We start from the raw sequence: 14,130 nt of genomic DNA, 5'->3' as shown, positions 1-14,130 counted from the left end.
CGCCCGTGTTGCAAGAGCTGACCATCCTCAACCCGGCGACCGAGGAGGTGGTGGCCACCGTCCCCACCACCTCGCCCGCCGAGGTCGACGCGGCCGTCCGCCGGGCCGCCGCCGCGCAGGAAGCCTGGGCCGCGGTGGCCCCCGGCGACCGGGCCCGCCTGCTGCGCCGGTTCGCCGACGTCGTCGACGCAGCGATCGAACCCCTCGCCGCGCTGGAACTGCGCGAGGCCGGCCATCCGCTGGGCAACGCCCGCTGGGAGGCGGGCAACGTCCGCGACCTGCTGCACTACGCGGCCGGGGGAGTGGAGCGCCTGACCGGTACGCAGATCCCGGTCGCCGGCGGCCTGAACATCACCGTCCAGGAACCGCTGGGCGTGGTCGCCGTCATCGCCCCCTGGAACTTCCCGATGCCGATCGCCGCCTGGGGCACCGCCCCCGCCCTCGCGGCCGGCAACGCCGTCCTGCTCAAGCCCGCCGAGACCACCCCGCTCACCGCGCTCCGGCTCGCCGAACTCGCCCTGGAGGCCGGGCTCCCCGAGGGCCTCTTCCAGGTCCTGCCCGGCGAGGGCCCGGTCACCGGCAGCGCACTGGTCGACCACCCCGGCGTCGCCAAGGTCGTCTTCACCGGCTCCACCGCCACCGGCCGCCGGATCGCCGCCCAGTGCGCCGCGCAGACCAAGCGGCTCACCCTCGAACTCGGCGGCAAGAGCCCCAACATCGTCTTCGCCGACGCCGACATCGAGGCCGCCGCGGCCGCCGCCCCCGGCTCCTTCCTCGACAACACCGGCCAGGACTGCTGCGCCCGCAGCCGGATCCTGGTCCAGCGCAGCGTCTACGACCGCTTCCTGGAGCTGCTGGAGCCCGCCGTCAAGGCGTTCGCCGTCGGCGACCCGAGCGACCCCGCCACCCAGATGGGCCCGCTGATCTCCGCCGCCCAGCGCGACCGCGTACGGTCCTACGTCCCCGAGGACGCCCCGGCCGCCATCCGCGGTGAGGCCCCGGCCGGCAAGGGCTTCTGGTACCCGGCCACCGTCCTGGAGGGCCGCCCCGAGGACCGCGCCGCCGTCGAGGAGATCTTCGGCCCGGTCGCGGTGGCCATCCCCTTCGACGACGAGGCCGACGCGATCCGGATCGCCAACGCCACCGACTACGGCCTGGCCGGCTCGCTGTGGACCCGCGACGTCGGCCGCGCACTGCGCGTCTCGCGGGCCGTCGCGGCCGGCAACCTCTCCGTCAACTCCCACAGCAGCGTGCGCTATTGGACCCCCTTCGGCGGGTTCAAGCAGTCCGGACTCGGCCGCGAGCTCGGCCCGGACGCGCTGGCCGCCTTCACCGAGACCAAGAACGTCTTCATCGCCACCGAGCCGGCCGGCTCGTGATCCGCACCGCAACCAGCACCGCCACCACCCGCGAGGAGAGCAAGTGACCGACCAGACCGCCGTGTGCCGCCGCCTCGTCGGCCGTACCGCCGTGATCACCGGGGCCGGCAGCGGCATCGGACTGGCCACCGCCCGCCGGCTGGCCTCCGAGGGCGCCAACGTCGTCTGCGCCGACATCGACGAGACAGCCGGCAAGGCCGCCGCCGAAGAGGTCGGCGGCACCTTCGTCCAGGTCGACGTCACCGACGCCGAGCAGGTCGAGGCGCTCTACAAGACCGCCTTCGACACCTACGGCTCGGTGGACATCGCCTTCAACAACGCCGGCATCTCGCCGCCCGACGACGACTCCATCCTCACCACCGGGATCGACGCCTGGAAGCGCGTCCAGGAGGTCAACCTCACCTCGGTCTACCTCTGCTGCAAGCACGCCCTGCCCTATATGCAGCGCCAGTTCGAGCAGACCGGGCGCGGCGGCTCCATCATCAACACCGCCTCCTTCGTGGCCGTGATGGGCGCCGCCACCTCGCAGATCAGCTATACCGCCTCCAAGGGCGGCGTGCTGGCCATGTCCCGCGAGCTGGGCGTGCAGTTCGCCCGCGAGGGCATCCGCGTCAACGCGCTCTGCCCGGGGCCGGTCAACACCCCGCTGCTGAAGGAGCTGTTCGCCAAGGACCCCGAGCGCGCCGCGCGCCGCCTGGTGCACGTCCCGGTCGGCCGGTTCGCCGAGCCGGAGGAGATCGCGTCCGCGGTCGCCTTCCTCGCCAGCGACGACTCCTCGTTCGTCAACGCCGCCGAATTCCTCGTCGACGGAGGCATCGCGGGCGCCTACGTCACCCCCCTGTAGGCTCCATGATCAACAGCGGGACCGGCACCACCGGGTGCCGGTCCCGCCGTGCTTCCCCCCTTGACCACGGAGGACCCATGACGACACCTCTCAGGCGGCTGCTCGCCCTCGGCCTCGCCGGCACCGCCGCGCTCGCCGCCCTCACGGCCACCACGCCGGCCACCGCCGCCGCACCCGGCTCGGCGCCGACCCGCGCCCGCTGCCCGCAGCTCTCCAAGGACCTCCCCTGGTACGGCGACAACCGCGCCAAGCTCCAGAAGATGATCGACGAACGCGGCACCTGCTCGGCGTCCCACGACGGCCCCCGCCCGGTCGCCGCCTTCGACTGGGACAACACCGTCGTCAAGAACGACATCTCCGACGCCACGCTGGCCTGGATGCTCCGGCACGACAAGCTGCCCCGGCCCACGAGTTGGCGGGACACCAGCCGCTGGCTCACCCCCGCCGCCGACCGCGCGCTGACCCGCGCCTGCGGCACCGGCACCCCCGGCCGCCCGCTGCCGACCTCCCGCAACGCCGCCTGCGCCGACGAGATCATGGAGATCCGCGGCGAGGCACGGACCATGAGCGGCGCCGCGGCCTTCGCCGGCGACTGGAACCACCGCCGCACGGTCCCCGAATACGCCTGGGTGCCCCAGCTGTTCGCAGGTCTGAAGCCCGCCACCCTCACCGCGTACGCCAAGCGGGCCCGGGCCGAGAACCTCGCCGCGCCCGTCGGCGCCGTACAGACCGTCGGCACCCACAAGCTGGCCGGGTACATCCGCTACTACGACCAGCAGAAGGACCTGATCCGCACGCTCAAGGCGGCCGGCTTCGACGTCTACATCGTCTCCGCGTCGTCCGAGACCGTCGCCGAGGCGTGGTCCGGCGGTGTCGGGGTGGACGCCCGGCACACCATCGGCATACGCAACCGCGTCCGCCACGGCCGCCTCACCACCACCATCGCCGGCTGCGGAGACGTCAAGGACGGCGAGGGCGAGGTCATCCCCTACGTCGACGGCAAGCGCTGCTGGATCAACCAGGAGATCTACGGGATCAAGGGCGCCGAGGCGTGGCGGAAGCAGGACCCCGCGCACCGCATCGCCCTGGGCGGCGGCGACGCCAACACCGACGTCACCTTCGTCGACGACGCCACCGGCGCCCACCTGGCGATCAACCGCAACAAGGACGAGCTGATGTGCCGCGGCTACGACAACGCCGACGGCCGCTGGGTGGTCAACCCGATGTTCATCGACCCGCTGCCCCGCAAGTCCGGCGCCTACCCGTGCGCCACCAAGGGCTACACCAACACCGACGGCTCCCACGGCCCGGTCCGCCGCCCCGACGGCACGGTCGTCGCCGACCAACTGGACCGGATCCACGGCTGACCCGGCCGCGCCCGGCCACCCGAGGAGCAGCTGCGGCCCCACCCGGCAGGGCGGGGCCGCACCACCGCCCTATAACGCCGTTACAGGAAGGTGTGGCCCTCGCCCCGGTACGTCGGCACCGTCCCCACCACCCGGTCCCCCTCGATCAGGTGCAGCTCCGCGAACCGCTCGCACAGCTCCCCGGCCTTGGCGTGCCGGAACCACACCTTGTCGCCGACCGCCAGCCCGTCCGCCGCCGCCCCCAGCAGCGGCGTCTGCACCTCGCCCGGCCCCTCCTGCGGGTCGTAGCGCAGCCCGGCCGGCAGATACGGCTCCGGCAGCCGATCCGCACCGGCCACCCCCGACGCCGGATACCCGCCCCCCAGCACCGTGACGACGCCGGGCCCCGGCCGCCGCACCACCGGCTGGGCGAACAGCGCCGCCGGACGCCCGCGGAACGACCGGAAGTTGTCGAACAGCCGCGGGACGTACAGCCCCGAACCGGCCGCGATCTCGGTGACCGCCGCCTCCGCCGCGGTGTGCTGCACGCTCCCCGTCCCACCGCCGTTGACGAACTCCAGCCGCGGCGCCACCGCCCGCACCGCCCGCACCGCCTCCCAGCGCCGCCGCGCCAGCTCCTTGCGGGCCGCCGCCTGCATCACCCGTATCGCCCGCGAGAACACCGGCTTCCCGGCGACCTCGTCGCCCACCCCCGCCACGTGCCCCTCGTAGGCCATCAGCCCCACCAACCGGAACCCGGGGCGCCGGACCACCGTCCGGGCCAGCGCGGCGAGCGCCCCCGGATCCCGCAGCGGCGACCGCCGCGCCCCGACCCGGACCCGCCCGGCCAGCACCCGGTACGAGGTGTCCAGCTCCAGGCAGACCCGGATCTCCTCGCCGCGGCCCGGACCGGCCGGGCGCGCGGCGTCGATCAGATCCAGCTGCGCCGGGTCGTCGACCACCACCGTCACCGCCGCCGCGAGCCCGGGGTCACCGGCCAGCTCCGCGAACCCGGCCCGGTCCGCCGACGGATACGCCAGCAGCACGTCCGGGAATCCCGACCGCGCCAGCCACAGCGACTCGGCCAGCGTGAAGCTCATGACCCCCGCGAAGCCCTCGCGCGCCAGCACCCGCTCCAGCAGCGCCCGGCAGCGCACCGACTTGCTCGCCACCCGGATCGGCTTCCCCTTCGAACGGCGCACCAGATCGGCGGCGTTGGCGTCGAAGGCCGCCAGATCGACGACGGCCAGCGGCGCGTCGAGGTGGGCGGTGGCCCGGTCGTACGGGGTCTCTCCGGCGCGCGGGGGTCCACCCTGCACGAGCGGGGAGGGTCGCTCGGGGGAGCGGCGGCGGGCCCGGGGAAGGGCGCTGCCGGCGGGCGCGTCGGTGGAGTGCGGGGACATGGCCGCAGCCTGCCAGACCCCGCTACCACTGGGTAGGGGGACGAACCGCATCGGAAGTGACGCCGGAGCGCCGAGGGGTTGGAGCAGCGGCCGGGCCAGCCCTTACAGTGGCTCGACACCGCAACCAGCAGGTCAGCGGCGTGATGTCCGGATACGAACCACCCTGCCCCGATTGCCTGTCGGGTCCGGGGCACACCGTGCGAAGGGGAGCGCTGGTGAGCGCCGACGCCGATTACGCCGATGCTCCGCGCATCCCACCCATACCCCCGCGCCCGCCGCACCGCCCCGCCGCGCCGCCCGCCGACGAGGACCCCAGGACCACCGTCCTGCGCCCGGTCCCCGCCGACCCCACCGTCCCCCCGCCCGCGGCCCCGGCCACCTCCTCCGCCACGCCCCCCGCCGCCCGGCAGCCGCTCCCCGCCGAGACCGCCCCGGCCCCCACACCGCCGGCCACACCCCTGGCTCCGGCCGCCCCGCCCCGCCCGTCGGCCCCGCCGACCACCCCGCCCCCGCCGCGCACCGAGCCGCCGGCCGCCCCGCCGCGCCCCGGCCGCGCCCCCCGGTCGTTCCGCGACACCGCCGCCTTCCACCTGGCCAACAGCGCCCCCCTGTGGGACGAGTCGTCCGACCGCCCCGCGAGCCCCCCGCCGCCCGCGAGCCCCCCGCCGCCCGCCGGGCCCACGCCCCCGCCCGCCCCGGCCTGGCCGGCACCTCCCGCCCGCCCCGCGGCGGACGAGCCCGCCCCGCGCCGCCCGCTGGCCGACCGGCTGCCCGGCACCCGGGTCGTCGCCGCGGCCGCCGGCCTGGTCCTCGGCGTCGGCCTGATCGTCGGCGCGGCGGCCGGCAGCTGGCTCACCGAAGCCCCCGCCAAGGGCGCCCCGACGCCCGAGAGCATCTTCACCAAGGGCCAGGACGCCTGGCGCAACACCCCCGTCGACACCCTCTTCCCGCGCACCGTCGAGGGTCTGGCCGCCGGCCCCGGCGGCGCCGACCGGACCTGGACGCGGATCGCCGTCGCCCCCGACACCGACTGCACCGCCCGCTACGAGGGCCCCCTCGCCAAGGAACTCGCCCCGGCCGGCTGCGCCCGCCTGCTGCGCGCCACCTACGTCGACGCCACCCGCACCCACGTCATCACCGTCGGCGCCCAGACCACCAAAGCCGACCGGTCCGGGATGATGGACCTCAACGCCCGCTTCAGCACCAACGACCTGGCCGACCACAAGGCCCTGATGCCGCTGCCGCTGGCCGCCAAGGGCACCCCGGCAGAGGACTTCGGCCCCGCCCAACGGGCCAGCTGGACGGTGCGGATACTCACCGACGTCCCGGTCGTGGTCTACACCGTCTCCGGCTTCGCGGACGGCCGAGAGATCACCGACCCGCAGCCCGCCGACGCCGCGGTCCAGCCCGGGACCGCCACCACCGCCGCCGAGTCCGGGCTCGGCCACGACGCCAAGGGCCTCGCGGACAAGATCAGCGCGACCTTCCGCACCGCGTCCGGCGTCCCCGCCCGGTCCACGGAGGTGGCGTCGTGATCAAGTCCGCGCTGCGGGCCGGGACCGTCGCCCTGGCCTCCGCCGCCCTGGCCGTCCTGCCCGCGCTGCCGGCCCGCGCGGACGCCATCCGTGCCCAGCAGTGGGGCCTGACCGCCATCCACGCCCAGGAAGCCTGGCAGACCACCAAGGGCGCCGGGATCACCGTCGCCGTCCTGGACACCGGCGTGGACGCGGACCACCCCGACCTCAAGGGCCAGGTGCTGCCGGAGAAGGACCTGATCGGCTTCGGCGCCCGCCCCGGCGACGACGCCTGGGCCCAGCACGGCACCGGCATGGCCAGCGTCATCGCCGGCCACGGCCATGGCGCCGGCCGCTCCGACGGCATCCTCGGCGTCGCCCCCGAGGCCAGGATCCTGCCGATCCGGGTGATCCTGGAGGACCACGACCCCGACCGCCGGCGGGCCCGCGACCAGAAGCCCGGCGCCCTCGCCGACGGCATCCGCTGGGCCGCCGACCACGGCGCCGACGTGATCAACATGTCCCTGGGCGACGACAGCGAGACCGCCCACCCCGACCCCCGCGAGGACTCCGCGATCCAGTACGCCCTCGGCAAGGGCATCCCGGTGGTCGCCTCGGCCGGCAACGGCGGCGAGAAGGGCAACCACATCTCCTACCCGGCGGCCTACCCCGGCGTCATCGCGGCCACCGCCGTCACCCACCTGGACGCCCGCGCCTCGTTCTCCACCAGCCACTGGTACGCCACGGTCAGCGCCCCCGGCTACGACATCCTCATGGACGACCACGGCACCGGCTACCTCTCCGGACAGGGCACCAGCCCCGCCGCCGCCTTCGTCTCCGGCTCCATCGCACTGATCCGCTCCGCGCACCGCGACCTCAGCCCCGCCCAGATCCGCGACCTGCTGACCAGCACGGCCCAGCACCGCCCCGACGGCGGCCGCAACGACGACTTCGGCGCCGGCCTCGTCGACCCCGCCGCCGCCCTCAAGGCCGCCGCGGACCTCGCCCCCACTCCCCAGAAGCCGGCCCCCGTCGCCTACCCCCACCGCTACTTCGGCCCCGGCCCCGTCACCGACCCCGCCGACGACACCCCCGTCAACTGGCTCCCCTGGACCCTCGCCGCCACCGGCCTGGCCCTCACCACCGCCTCCTACTTCGCCTGGCGCACCCGCCCCACCGGCCCCCCGAGGCACACCCCCACCCACCCATAACTCACCGCACCCAACAACCCCGCGCCGCAGGCGCACAAGGCGAACCCCACGGCGGGAAACCCGACAACGCGCGAAGCCGGCCGCAGGCCCACGGCGGGAAACCCAACAACGTGGGAAGCAGCCAGCCGCAGGCGGATACGCTCAGGACCGTGCAAAAGAACATCCCCAACCCCGGTTTCGCCGACGACGACGGCTCCGCCGACCCCGCCCTCGGCGCGGCGCTCGCGGCCTACGCGACGGACCGCGGCACCGAACCCGGCCTGCTCGCCGCCCTGGCGGACGCCCGCCTCCTCGTCCCGGTCGTGGCGGTCCTCGGCGAGGTCGAGACCGGCCCCGACGGGCTGCGCCGGGAGAAGACCAGCGACATGGCGGTGCCCACCCTCACCGCCCCCGACGGTCGCCGCGCGCTGCCCGCCTTCACCTCCATGGAGACCCTCCAGCGCTGGCGGCCGGATGCCCGCCCGGTCGCGGTGCCGCTCCGCCAGGCGCTGCTGGCCGCCGCGCACGAGCAGGCCGACACCGTCGTCCTCGACCTGGCCGGACCGGTCACCTACCAGCTCACCGGCGCCGCCCTCCGGGCCCTCGCGGAGGGCCGGACCAGCGCCGACCCGCTCGCCGACCCGGCCGTCACCGAGGCGCTGCGGGCCCTCCTCGCCGCCGAGCCGGCGGTCCACGTCGCACGTCTGACGCGGTCCGCGGAGACCGACGGCACCCTCGCCCTGGGCCTCGCCCCCGGCGCCGTCCCCGCCGAGGCCGCCCAGCGCCTGGCCCAGGCACTCGCCACCGACGAGACCCTCCGCGCCCGACTCGTCCGCGGCCTCGACCTGGCCCTCCTTCCGCCCGGCGCCGACGCCTCCGGAGACCTCCTCTACCAGCGCTGATCCGCCGGCAGCCGGGCCGGCCGGACGCTCCTCGCGGCGGGCCCGACGGCTCGCCCGCCGCTCGCGCTCAACGGGCGGCGCCGCTCTCCGGGCCGCACAATGCCAGGAGAGCTCAAGATCCACGCGAGGAGAGCCCATGGAGACCACGGAGACCCGCACGGTCGTATCCGAATTCCTCGGCACGCTGCTCCTGGTGTTCTTCGCCGTCGGCGCGGCAGTGCTGGCCGGCGAATACATCGGCACCTTCGGCATCGCCCTGGCCTTCGGCTTCGTCATGCTGGCGCTTGCCTACGCGCTAGGCCCGATCTCGGGCTGCCACATCAACCCCGCGGTGACGCTCGGCATGCTGGTGGCCCGGCGCATCACGGTCCGGACCGCCGTCGAGTACTGGATCGCGCAGATCCTGGGCGGCATCGTCGGCGCGGCCCTGCTCTTCCTGGTCGCCAAGCAGGTCCCGGGGCTGCAGACCCACGCGGCCTTCGGCACGAACGGCTGGGGCGACCGTTCGGCGGTGCACATCAACCTCGGCGGCGCGTTCGTGGCCGAGATCGTGATGACCTTCCTGTTCGTCTTCGTCGTGCTCGGCGTCACGCACAAAGTGGCGGTGGTGGGCTTCGGCGGCCTGGCGATCGGTCTGGCCCTGGCCACCGTCCACCTCATCGGCATCCCGTTGGACGGCACCTCGGTGAACCCGGCGCGGAGCCTGGGCCCGGCCCTGTTCGCGGGCGGCGCGGCGATCACCCAGGTGTGGTTGTTCCTCATCGCGCCACTGATCGGCGGTGCGCTGGCGGCAGTGGTGCACCAGATCACCCACCCGCCCCAGGAGCCGGTCGTGGTCGCCGACCGGGCCGCCCGCGGCGAATCGAAGGCTTCGGGCGAGCCGCCGGCCTCCGGCGACCGCGTCTGAGGGCACGGGGCGCGGCCCCGTACGCGCACGAGCCCCGGCCGGAGCGGATCCGGCCGGGGCTCGTCGTCGCTGTGCGGGGCTACCCGCCGGGCTCAGCCGTAGACCGGCCCGGTGAACTTCTCCCCGGGGCCCTGGCCCGGCTCGTCCGGGACCACCGACGCCTCGCGGAAGGCGAGCTGGAGCGACTTCAGGCCGTCCCGCAGCGGCGCCGCGTGGTAGGAGCCGATCTCGGTGGCGCTGGCGGTGACCAGCCCGGCCAGTGCGTGGATGAGCTTGCGGGCTTCGTCCAGGTCCTTGTGGTCCTCGCCGCCCTCGGCGAGCCCGAGGTTGACCGCCGCCGAGCTCATCAGGTGCACCGCGACCGTGGTGATCACCTCGACCGCCGGCACGTCCGCGATGTCCCGGGTCATGGTCTCGAAGTCGGGCCGGGCCGCGTCGCCGGTCTCCGGGGCGGTCGGCTGCTGGGGGGTCTGCTCGCTCATGTGCTGGCGCTTCACTTCCTGCTGGACGGGTCGCCCCCAGCCTATGGCCCCGGTCCGGCGACCCCGCGCCCGGGAGCGCCGGACCGGCGCCGGACGGGCGGCGGCGGGCCGCGGCGGGCGCCGGGCCGGGCGAGGGCCCGGCGCACAGGAGTGGGGCTGCCCTCTTGACTCGTGTATTCTGGTGTTCCGACCGGCCGGACACGCATGTGACCGGCCCACAAGTGGAGGCTCCGATCTCCCACCCGACCGATCTCAGGTTGGCGGGTCAACGGTCTGGCTGCGCCCCGCGGAGATTTCGCGGCGGTGCTCCTGATCCACGTGGAGCCCCGCCTGTGTCCCGTCCGGGGCGTTTTTCGTATGCCGGCGCGGTTGGTCACATCGAAACAGACGTTACGCGGCAGTCCGCCAGGCCGTCGCGTGGTGCTACCGAGGAGGATCCATCAGCGCCGAGCCCCGCATCAACGACCGGATTCGCGTCCCCGAGGTGCGACTCGTCGGTCCCAGCGGCGAGCAGGTCGGCATTGTGCCGCTTGCCAAGGCCCTGGAGCTTGCGCAGGAGTACGACCTCGACCTGGTCGAGGTGGCGGCGAACGCCCGTCCGCCGGTCTGCAAGCTCATGGACTACGGGAAGTTCAAGTACGAGTCGGCCATGAAGGCCCGTGAGGCGCGCAAGAACCAGGCGCACACGGTCATCAAGGAGATGAAGCTCCGGCCGAAGATCGACCCGCACGACTACGACACCAAAAAGGGTCACGTCGTCCGGTTCCTCAAGCAGGGTGACAAGGTCAAGATCACGATCATGTTCCGTGGTCGTGAGCAGTCGCGCCCCGAGCTGGGCTTCCGACTGCTCCAGCGGCTCGCGGAGGACGTCCAGGACCTCGGCTTCATCGAGTCGAACCCGAAGCAGGACGGCCGGAACATGATCATGGTCCTCGGTCCGCACAAGAAGAAGACCGAGGCGATGGCCGAGGCCCGCGAGGCGCAGGCCGCCCGCAAGGCGGAGCGCCAGGGCGTCGCTCCCGCGGAGCCCGCTGAGGAGCACGCCGAGGCGTGAGCTCTTGGGTGAGCCGCCCCGGATCCAGGCCGGGGCGCCAGCCCCGGAACAACCGATACATCTGACGCTCCCGCGTGCCGGTCCCCGCCGGTGGGAGCGCCACTGACGAGGAGAGAACGGCGCATGCCGAAGAACAAGACGCACAGCGGTGCCAGCAAGCGCTTCAAGGTCACCGGCTCCGGCAAGGTCCTGCGCGAGCGCGCCGGCAAGCGCCACCTGCTCGAGCACAAGTCGTCCCGCGTGACGCGTCGCCTCACCGGCAACGCCGAGATGGCCCCGGGCGACGCCGCGAAGATCAAGAAGCTTCTCGGCAAGTGAGCCGGGGCGCTCCGCCACACGGGCGGGGCGCACCGTCCCGACCGGGACCTAACGTCGATTCGGGCTGTGTGACGAACAACCACGGCCCCGCTACAAGGAGTTAACAAGTGGCACGCGTCAAGCGGGCAGTCAACGCTCACAAGAAGCGCCGGGCGATCCTGGAGCAGGCCAGCGGCTACCGCGGTCAGCGCTCCCGCCTGTACCGCAAGGCCAAGGAGCAGGTCACCCACTCCTTCGTCTACAACTACAACGACCGCAAGAAGCGCAAGGGCGACTTCCGTCAGCTGTGGATCCAGCGCATCAACGCCGCTGCCCGCGCCAACGGCATGACCTACAACCGCCTCATCCAGGGTCTGAAGGCCGCCAGCATCGAGGTGGACCGCAAGATCCTCGCCGACCTCGCCGTGAACGACGCCGGTGCGTTCGCCGCGCTGGTCGAGGTGGCCCAGAAGGCGCTGCCGAGCGACGTCAACGCCCCGAAGGCTGCTGCCTGAATCGCGGCCTGACGGCGTCGTGACGATGTGACGACGTTGTGATTGCGGACCCGCGGGCCCCGGCCTGCGGGTCCGCCGCGTTTCCGGGATTCCCGGGCCCTCCCCCCGCGCTCTCCGTTCGAGCGGGGGAGACCCCCATCGTCCGCACCGGGCCCCCGCACCGAACGAAAGAAGCGAGCCGCCGCCCATGGGCACCCCCGAGCTGATCTCCCCGCGTTCCCCGCGAGTCGCCGCCGCCCGGCGGTTGGCCCGGCGGCACTTCCGGGGCAAGGAACGCCGGTTCATCGCCGAGGGCCCGCAGGCCGTCCGCGAGGCCGTCGCGCACCGCGCCGGCGGATCGCCCACCCTCATCGAGCTGTTCGCCACCGTCGAGGCCGCCGAGCGGCACGCCGAGATCGTCGAGGCGGCCCGGGCGGCGGGGGCGCTGGTGCACTTCGCCGACGACAGGACCGTCGCGGACGTCTCGCAGACCGTCACCCCGCAGGGACTGGTGGGCGTCTGCCGGTTCCTGGACTCGCCGTTCGAGGAGATCCTCGCCGCCCGCCCGCGGCTGGTGGCCGTGCTGGCCAACGTGCGCGACCCCGGCAACGCCGGCACGGTGCTGCGCTGTGCGGACGCCGCGGGCGCCGACGCGGTGGTGCTGACCGACGCGTCCGTGGACCTCTACAACCCCAAGTCGGTGCGGGCATCGGTGGGTTCGCTGTTCCACCTGCCGGTCGCGGTGGGCGTGCCGGTGGAGCAGGTGGTGACCGGGCTGCAGGGCGCCGGGGTGCGGATCCTGGCCGCCGACGGGGCCGGCGACCGCGACCTGGACGCGGAGCTGGACGCCGGTTCCATGGGCGGGCCGACCGCCTGGATCTTCGGCAACGAGGCGTGGGGGCTGCCCGAGGAGACCCGGGCGCTGGCCGACGCCGTCGTCCGGGTGCCGATCCACGGCAAGGCCGAGAGCCTCAACCTCGCGACCGCCGCCGCGGTTTGCCTGTACGCCTCCGCGCGGGCCCAGCGCACCACCGGCGGGTGCCGCGCGACGTCACCCGCCGGAGGGGCGTAGCCGCGAACCCGACGGTGGGGCCGGGCCGAGCGAGTAGTCTTGCCAGCTCCGGCCCGGGAGGGGGTAACACGGCGATGACGGCGAGGACTTCGGCCAGTACTGCCACCGCTGGTGGCTGCCCGCCCGAGGGGGCCGGCGCGGATCTCGGGCTGGCCCCGGACGACCTCCCCGACGGTCTGGTCGTCGCCGACGAACACGGCCGGGTGATCTGCTTCAACGCCGCCGCCGCCCGGATCACCGGCATCGAGCCGCCGCAGGCGCTGGGCCGCCCGGTCGGGGAAGCCCTGCCGCTGCAGGACATCGAGGGGCGCCGCTGGTGGCAGCTGACCGACCCGTACGGGGGACTGGCCATCCGCCGCGGCCAGCCGGAGCGGAACCTGCTGCTGGGCGGCCGCGAGGTGCTGGTCTCGGCCCGCTACGTCCGCAGTCGCCCCACCGGTCCGGTGCGGCGACTGGTGATCGCGCTGCGCGGCACCGAGGCCCGGCGGCGCACCGAGCTGAGCCACGCCGAGCTGATCGCCACCGTCGCCCACGAGCTGCGTTCGCCGCTGACCTCCGTCAAGGGCTTCACCGCGACCCTCCTCCAGAAGTGGGAACGGTTCACCGACGACCAGAAGCGGCTGATGCTGGAGACGGTGGACGCCGACGCCAACCGCGTCACCCGGCTCATCGCCGAGCTGCTGGACATCTCCCGGATCGACTCCGGGCGGCTGGAGGTCCGCCGGCAGCGGGTGGACATGATCGCCGCGGTCCGACGGCACGTGCAGGCGCAGACCACCGCGGGTCAGCTGCCGGACCGCTTCCTGATCCGGATGATGGAGCCGCTGCCCGATCTGTGGGCAGACCCGGACAAGGTGGACCAGGTCCTGGGCAATCTCCTGGAAAACGCCGTGCGTCACGGTGACGGAACGGTCACCATCGAGGTGGGACCGGCGAAGGAGACCGGCGGCGGAGAGGGGACGAGCGTCACCGTGAGCGACGAGGGCCCCGGCATCCCCGAGGAGTCGATGAGCCGCGTGTTCACCCGTTTCTGGCGGGGCAGCAAGCGCGGCGGCACCGGGCTGGGCCTGTACATCGTCAAGGGCATCGTCGAGGCGCACGGCGGCACGATCACGGTCGGCCGGGCCCCGGCCGGCGGCGCCCAGTTCCGATTTAGCCTGCCCGTCGCGGCCCCTGCCTTCCTGGCGTGAAGGGGAGCGGCGGGCGCCGCGCGACGGCCCGGACAGGGCCGACGGCGGGTCCGGGA

14 protein-coding genes are annotated in these 14,130 nt (G+C 74.1%); 12 read left to right on the top strand and 2 right to left on the bottom strand.

Annotated features, from left to right (window positions below; genetic code table 11):
* Window positions 1-5 precede the first annotated feature (5 nt).
* The 3 genes from JNO44_RS11455 (at window position 6) to JNO44_RS11445 (ending at window position 3,590) form a co-directional block, all read left to right on the top strand.
* Complete coding sequence (locus JNO44_RS11455; protein WP_205363618.1) at window positions 6-1,379, top strand: aldehyde dehydrogenase family protein; 1,374 nt, start codon at window positions 6-8, stop codon at window positions 1,377-1,379.
* 43 nt (window positions 1,380-1,422) lie between these two features.
* Window positions 1,423-2,223 (top strand): 3-oxoacyl-ACP reductase, encoded by an 801-nt coding sequence (locus JNO44_RS11450; RefSeq protein ID WP_039637907.1) that lies wholly within the window; start codon window positions 1,423-1,425, stop codon window positions 2,221-2,223.
* A 77-nt stretch (window positions 2,224-2,300) separates the two neighbouring features.
* The gene (locus tag JNO44_RS11445; RefSeq protein WP_205363616.1) at window positions 2,301-3,590 is read left to right on the top strand and encodes an HAD family hydrolase; all 1,290 of its coding nucleotides are present in this window, start codon (window positions 2,301-2,303) and stop codon (window positions 3,588-3,590) included.
* Between the two features lie 80 nt (window positions 3,591-3,670).
* Here the strand turns inward: JNO44_RS11445 and JNO44_RS11440 are convergent, their stop codons facing one another.
* Window positions 3,671-4,972, bottom strand: coding sequence for an amino acid deaminase/aldolase (locus JNO44_RS11440; protein WP_235092886.1), 1,302 nt, complete (start codon window positions 4,970-4,972; stop codon window positions 3,671-3,673).
* A gap of 215 nt (window positions 4,973-5,187) precedes the next feature.
* On the opposite strand from JNO44_RS11440, the gene JNO44_RS11435 reads away from it, so the two are divergent.
* The 4 genes from JNO44_RS11435 (at window position 5,188) to JNO44_RS11420 (ending at window position 9,485) form a co-directional block, all read left to right on the top strand.
* Window positions 5,188-6,507 carry a hypothetical protein gene (locus JNO44_RS11435; protein ID WP_205363614.1) on the top strand — a complete coding sequence of 440 codons (1,320 nt, stop codon included), beginning with the start codon at window positions 5,188-5,190 and terminating at the stop codon, window positions 6,505-6,507.
* Window positions 6,504-7,697: a type VII secretion-associated serine protease mycosin gene (gene mycP / locus JNO44_RS11430; protein WP_205363612.1), complete on the top strand. Its 1,194-nt coding sequence runs from the start codon at window positions 6,504-6,506 to the stop codon at window positions 7,695-7,697. The genes JNO44_RS11435 and mycP overlap by 4 nt, the downstream gene beginning before the upstream one ends.
* A 149-nt stretch (window positions 7,698-7,846) precedes the next feature.
* Window positions 7,847-8,578 (top strand): SseB family protein, encoded by a 732-nt coding sequence (locus JNO44_RS11425; RefSeq protein WP_205363609.1) that lies wholly within the window; start codon window positions 7,847-7,849, stop codon window positions 8,576-8,578.
* A gap of 136 nt (window positions 8,579-8,714) precedes the next feature.
* Window positions 8,715-9,485 (top strand): MIP family channel protein, encoded by a 771-nt coding sequence (locus JNO44_RS11420; protein ID WP_205363607.1) that lies wholly within the window; start codon window positions 8,715-8,717, stop codon window positions 9,483-9,485.
* 92 nt (window positions 9,486-9,577) lie between these two features.
* On the opposite strand, the gene JNO44_RS11415 is transcribed toward JNO44_RS11420, so the two are convergent.
* The gene (locus tag JNO44_RS11415; protein WP_039637910.1) at window positions 9,578-9,967 is read right to left on the bottom strand and encodes a DUF1844 domain-containing protein; all 390 of its coding nucleotides are present in this window, start codon (window positions 9,965-9,967) and stop codon (window positions 9,578-9,580) included.
* Between the two features lie 439 nt (window positions 9,968-10,406).
* Here JNO44_RS11415 and infC point away from each other — a divergent pair, with 439 nt between their 5' ends.
* The 5 genes from infC (at window position 10,407) to JNO44_RS11390 (ending at window position 14,074) form a co-directional block, all read left to right on the top strand.
* A complete protein-coding gene (infC, locus tag JNO44_RS11410) occupies window positions 10,407-11,021 on the top strand; it encodes a translation initiation factor IF-3 (protein ID WP_078875979.1) in 615 nt (204 codons plus the stop codon).
* Window positions 11,022-11,144: 123 nt separating this feature from the next.
* A complete protein-coding gene (rpmI, locus tag JNO44_RS11405) occupies window positions 11,145-11,339 on the top strand; it encodes a 50S ribosomal protein L35 (RefSeq protein WP_016576627.1) in 195 nt (64 codons plus the stop codon).
* A 107-nt stretch (window positions 11,340-11,446) separates the two neighbouring features.
* Window positions 11,447-11,833, top strand: coding sequence for a 50S ribosomal protein L20 (gene rplT / locus JNO44_RS11400; protein ID WP_205363605.1), 387 nt, complete (start codon window positions 11,447-11,449; stop codon window positions 11,831-11,833).
* A gap of 187 nt (window positions 11,834-12,020) precedes the next feature.
* Window positions 12,021-12,884 (top strand): TrmH family RNA methyltransferase, encoded by an 864-nt coding sequence (locus JNO44_RS11395; protein ID WP_205363603.1) that lies wholly within the window; start codon window positions 12,021-12,023, stop codon window positions 12,882-12,884.
* A gap of 74 nt (window positions 12,885-12,958) precedes the next feature.
* Window positions 12,959-14,074, top strand: coding sequence for a sensor histidine kinase (locus JNO44_RS11390; RefSeq protein WP_205363601.1), 1,116 nt, complete (start codon window positions 12,959-12,961; stop codon window positions 14,072-14,074).
* Window positions 14,075-14,130: the final 56 nt, after the last annotated feature.

The organism is Streptomyces noursei, assembly GCF_016917755.1.
Classification (GTDB): Bacteria; Actinomycetota; Actinomycetes; order Streptomycetales; family Streptomycetaceae; genus Streptomyces; species Streptomyces yunnanensis.
The sequence above is the reverse complement of the archived record's forward strand: the minus strand, read 5'-3'. Positions and strand labels throughout refer to the sequence as shown.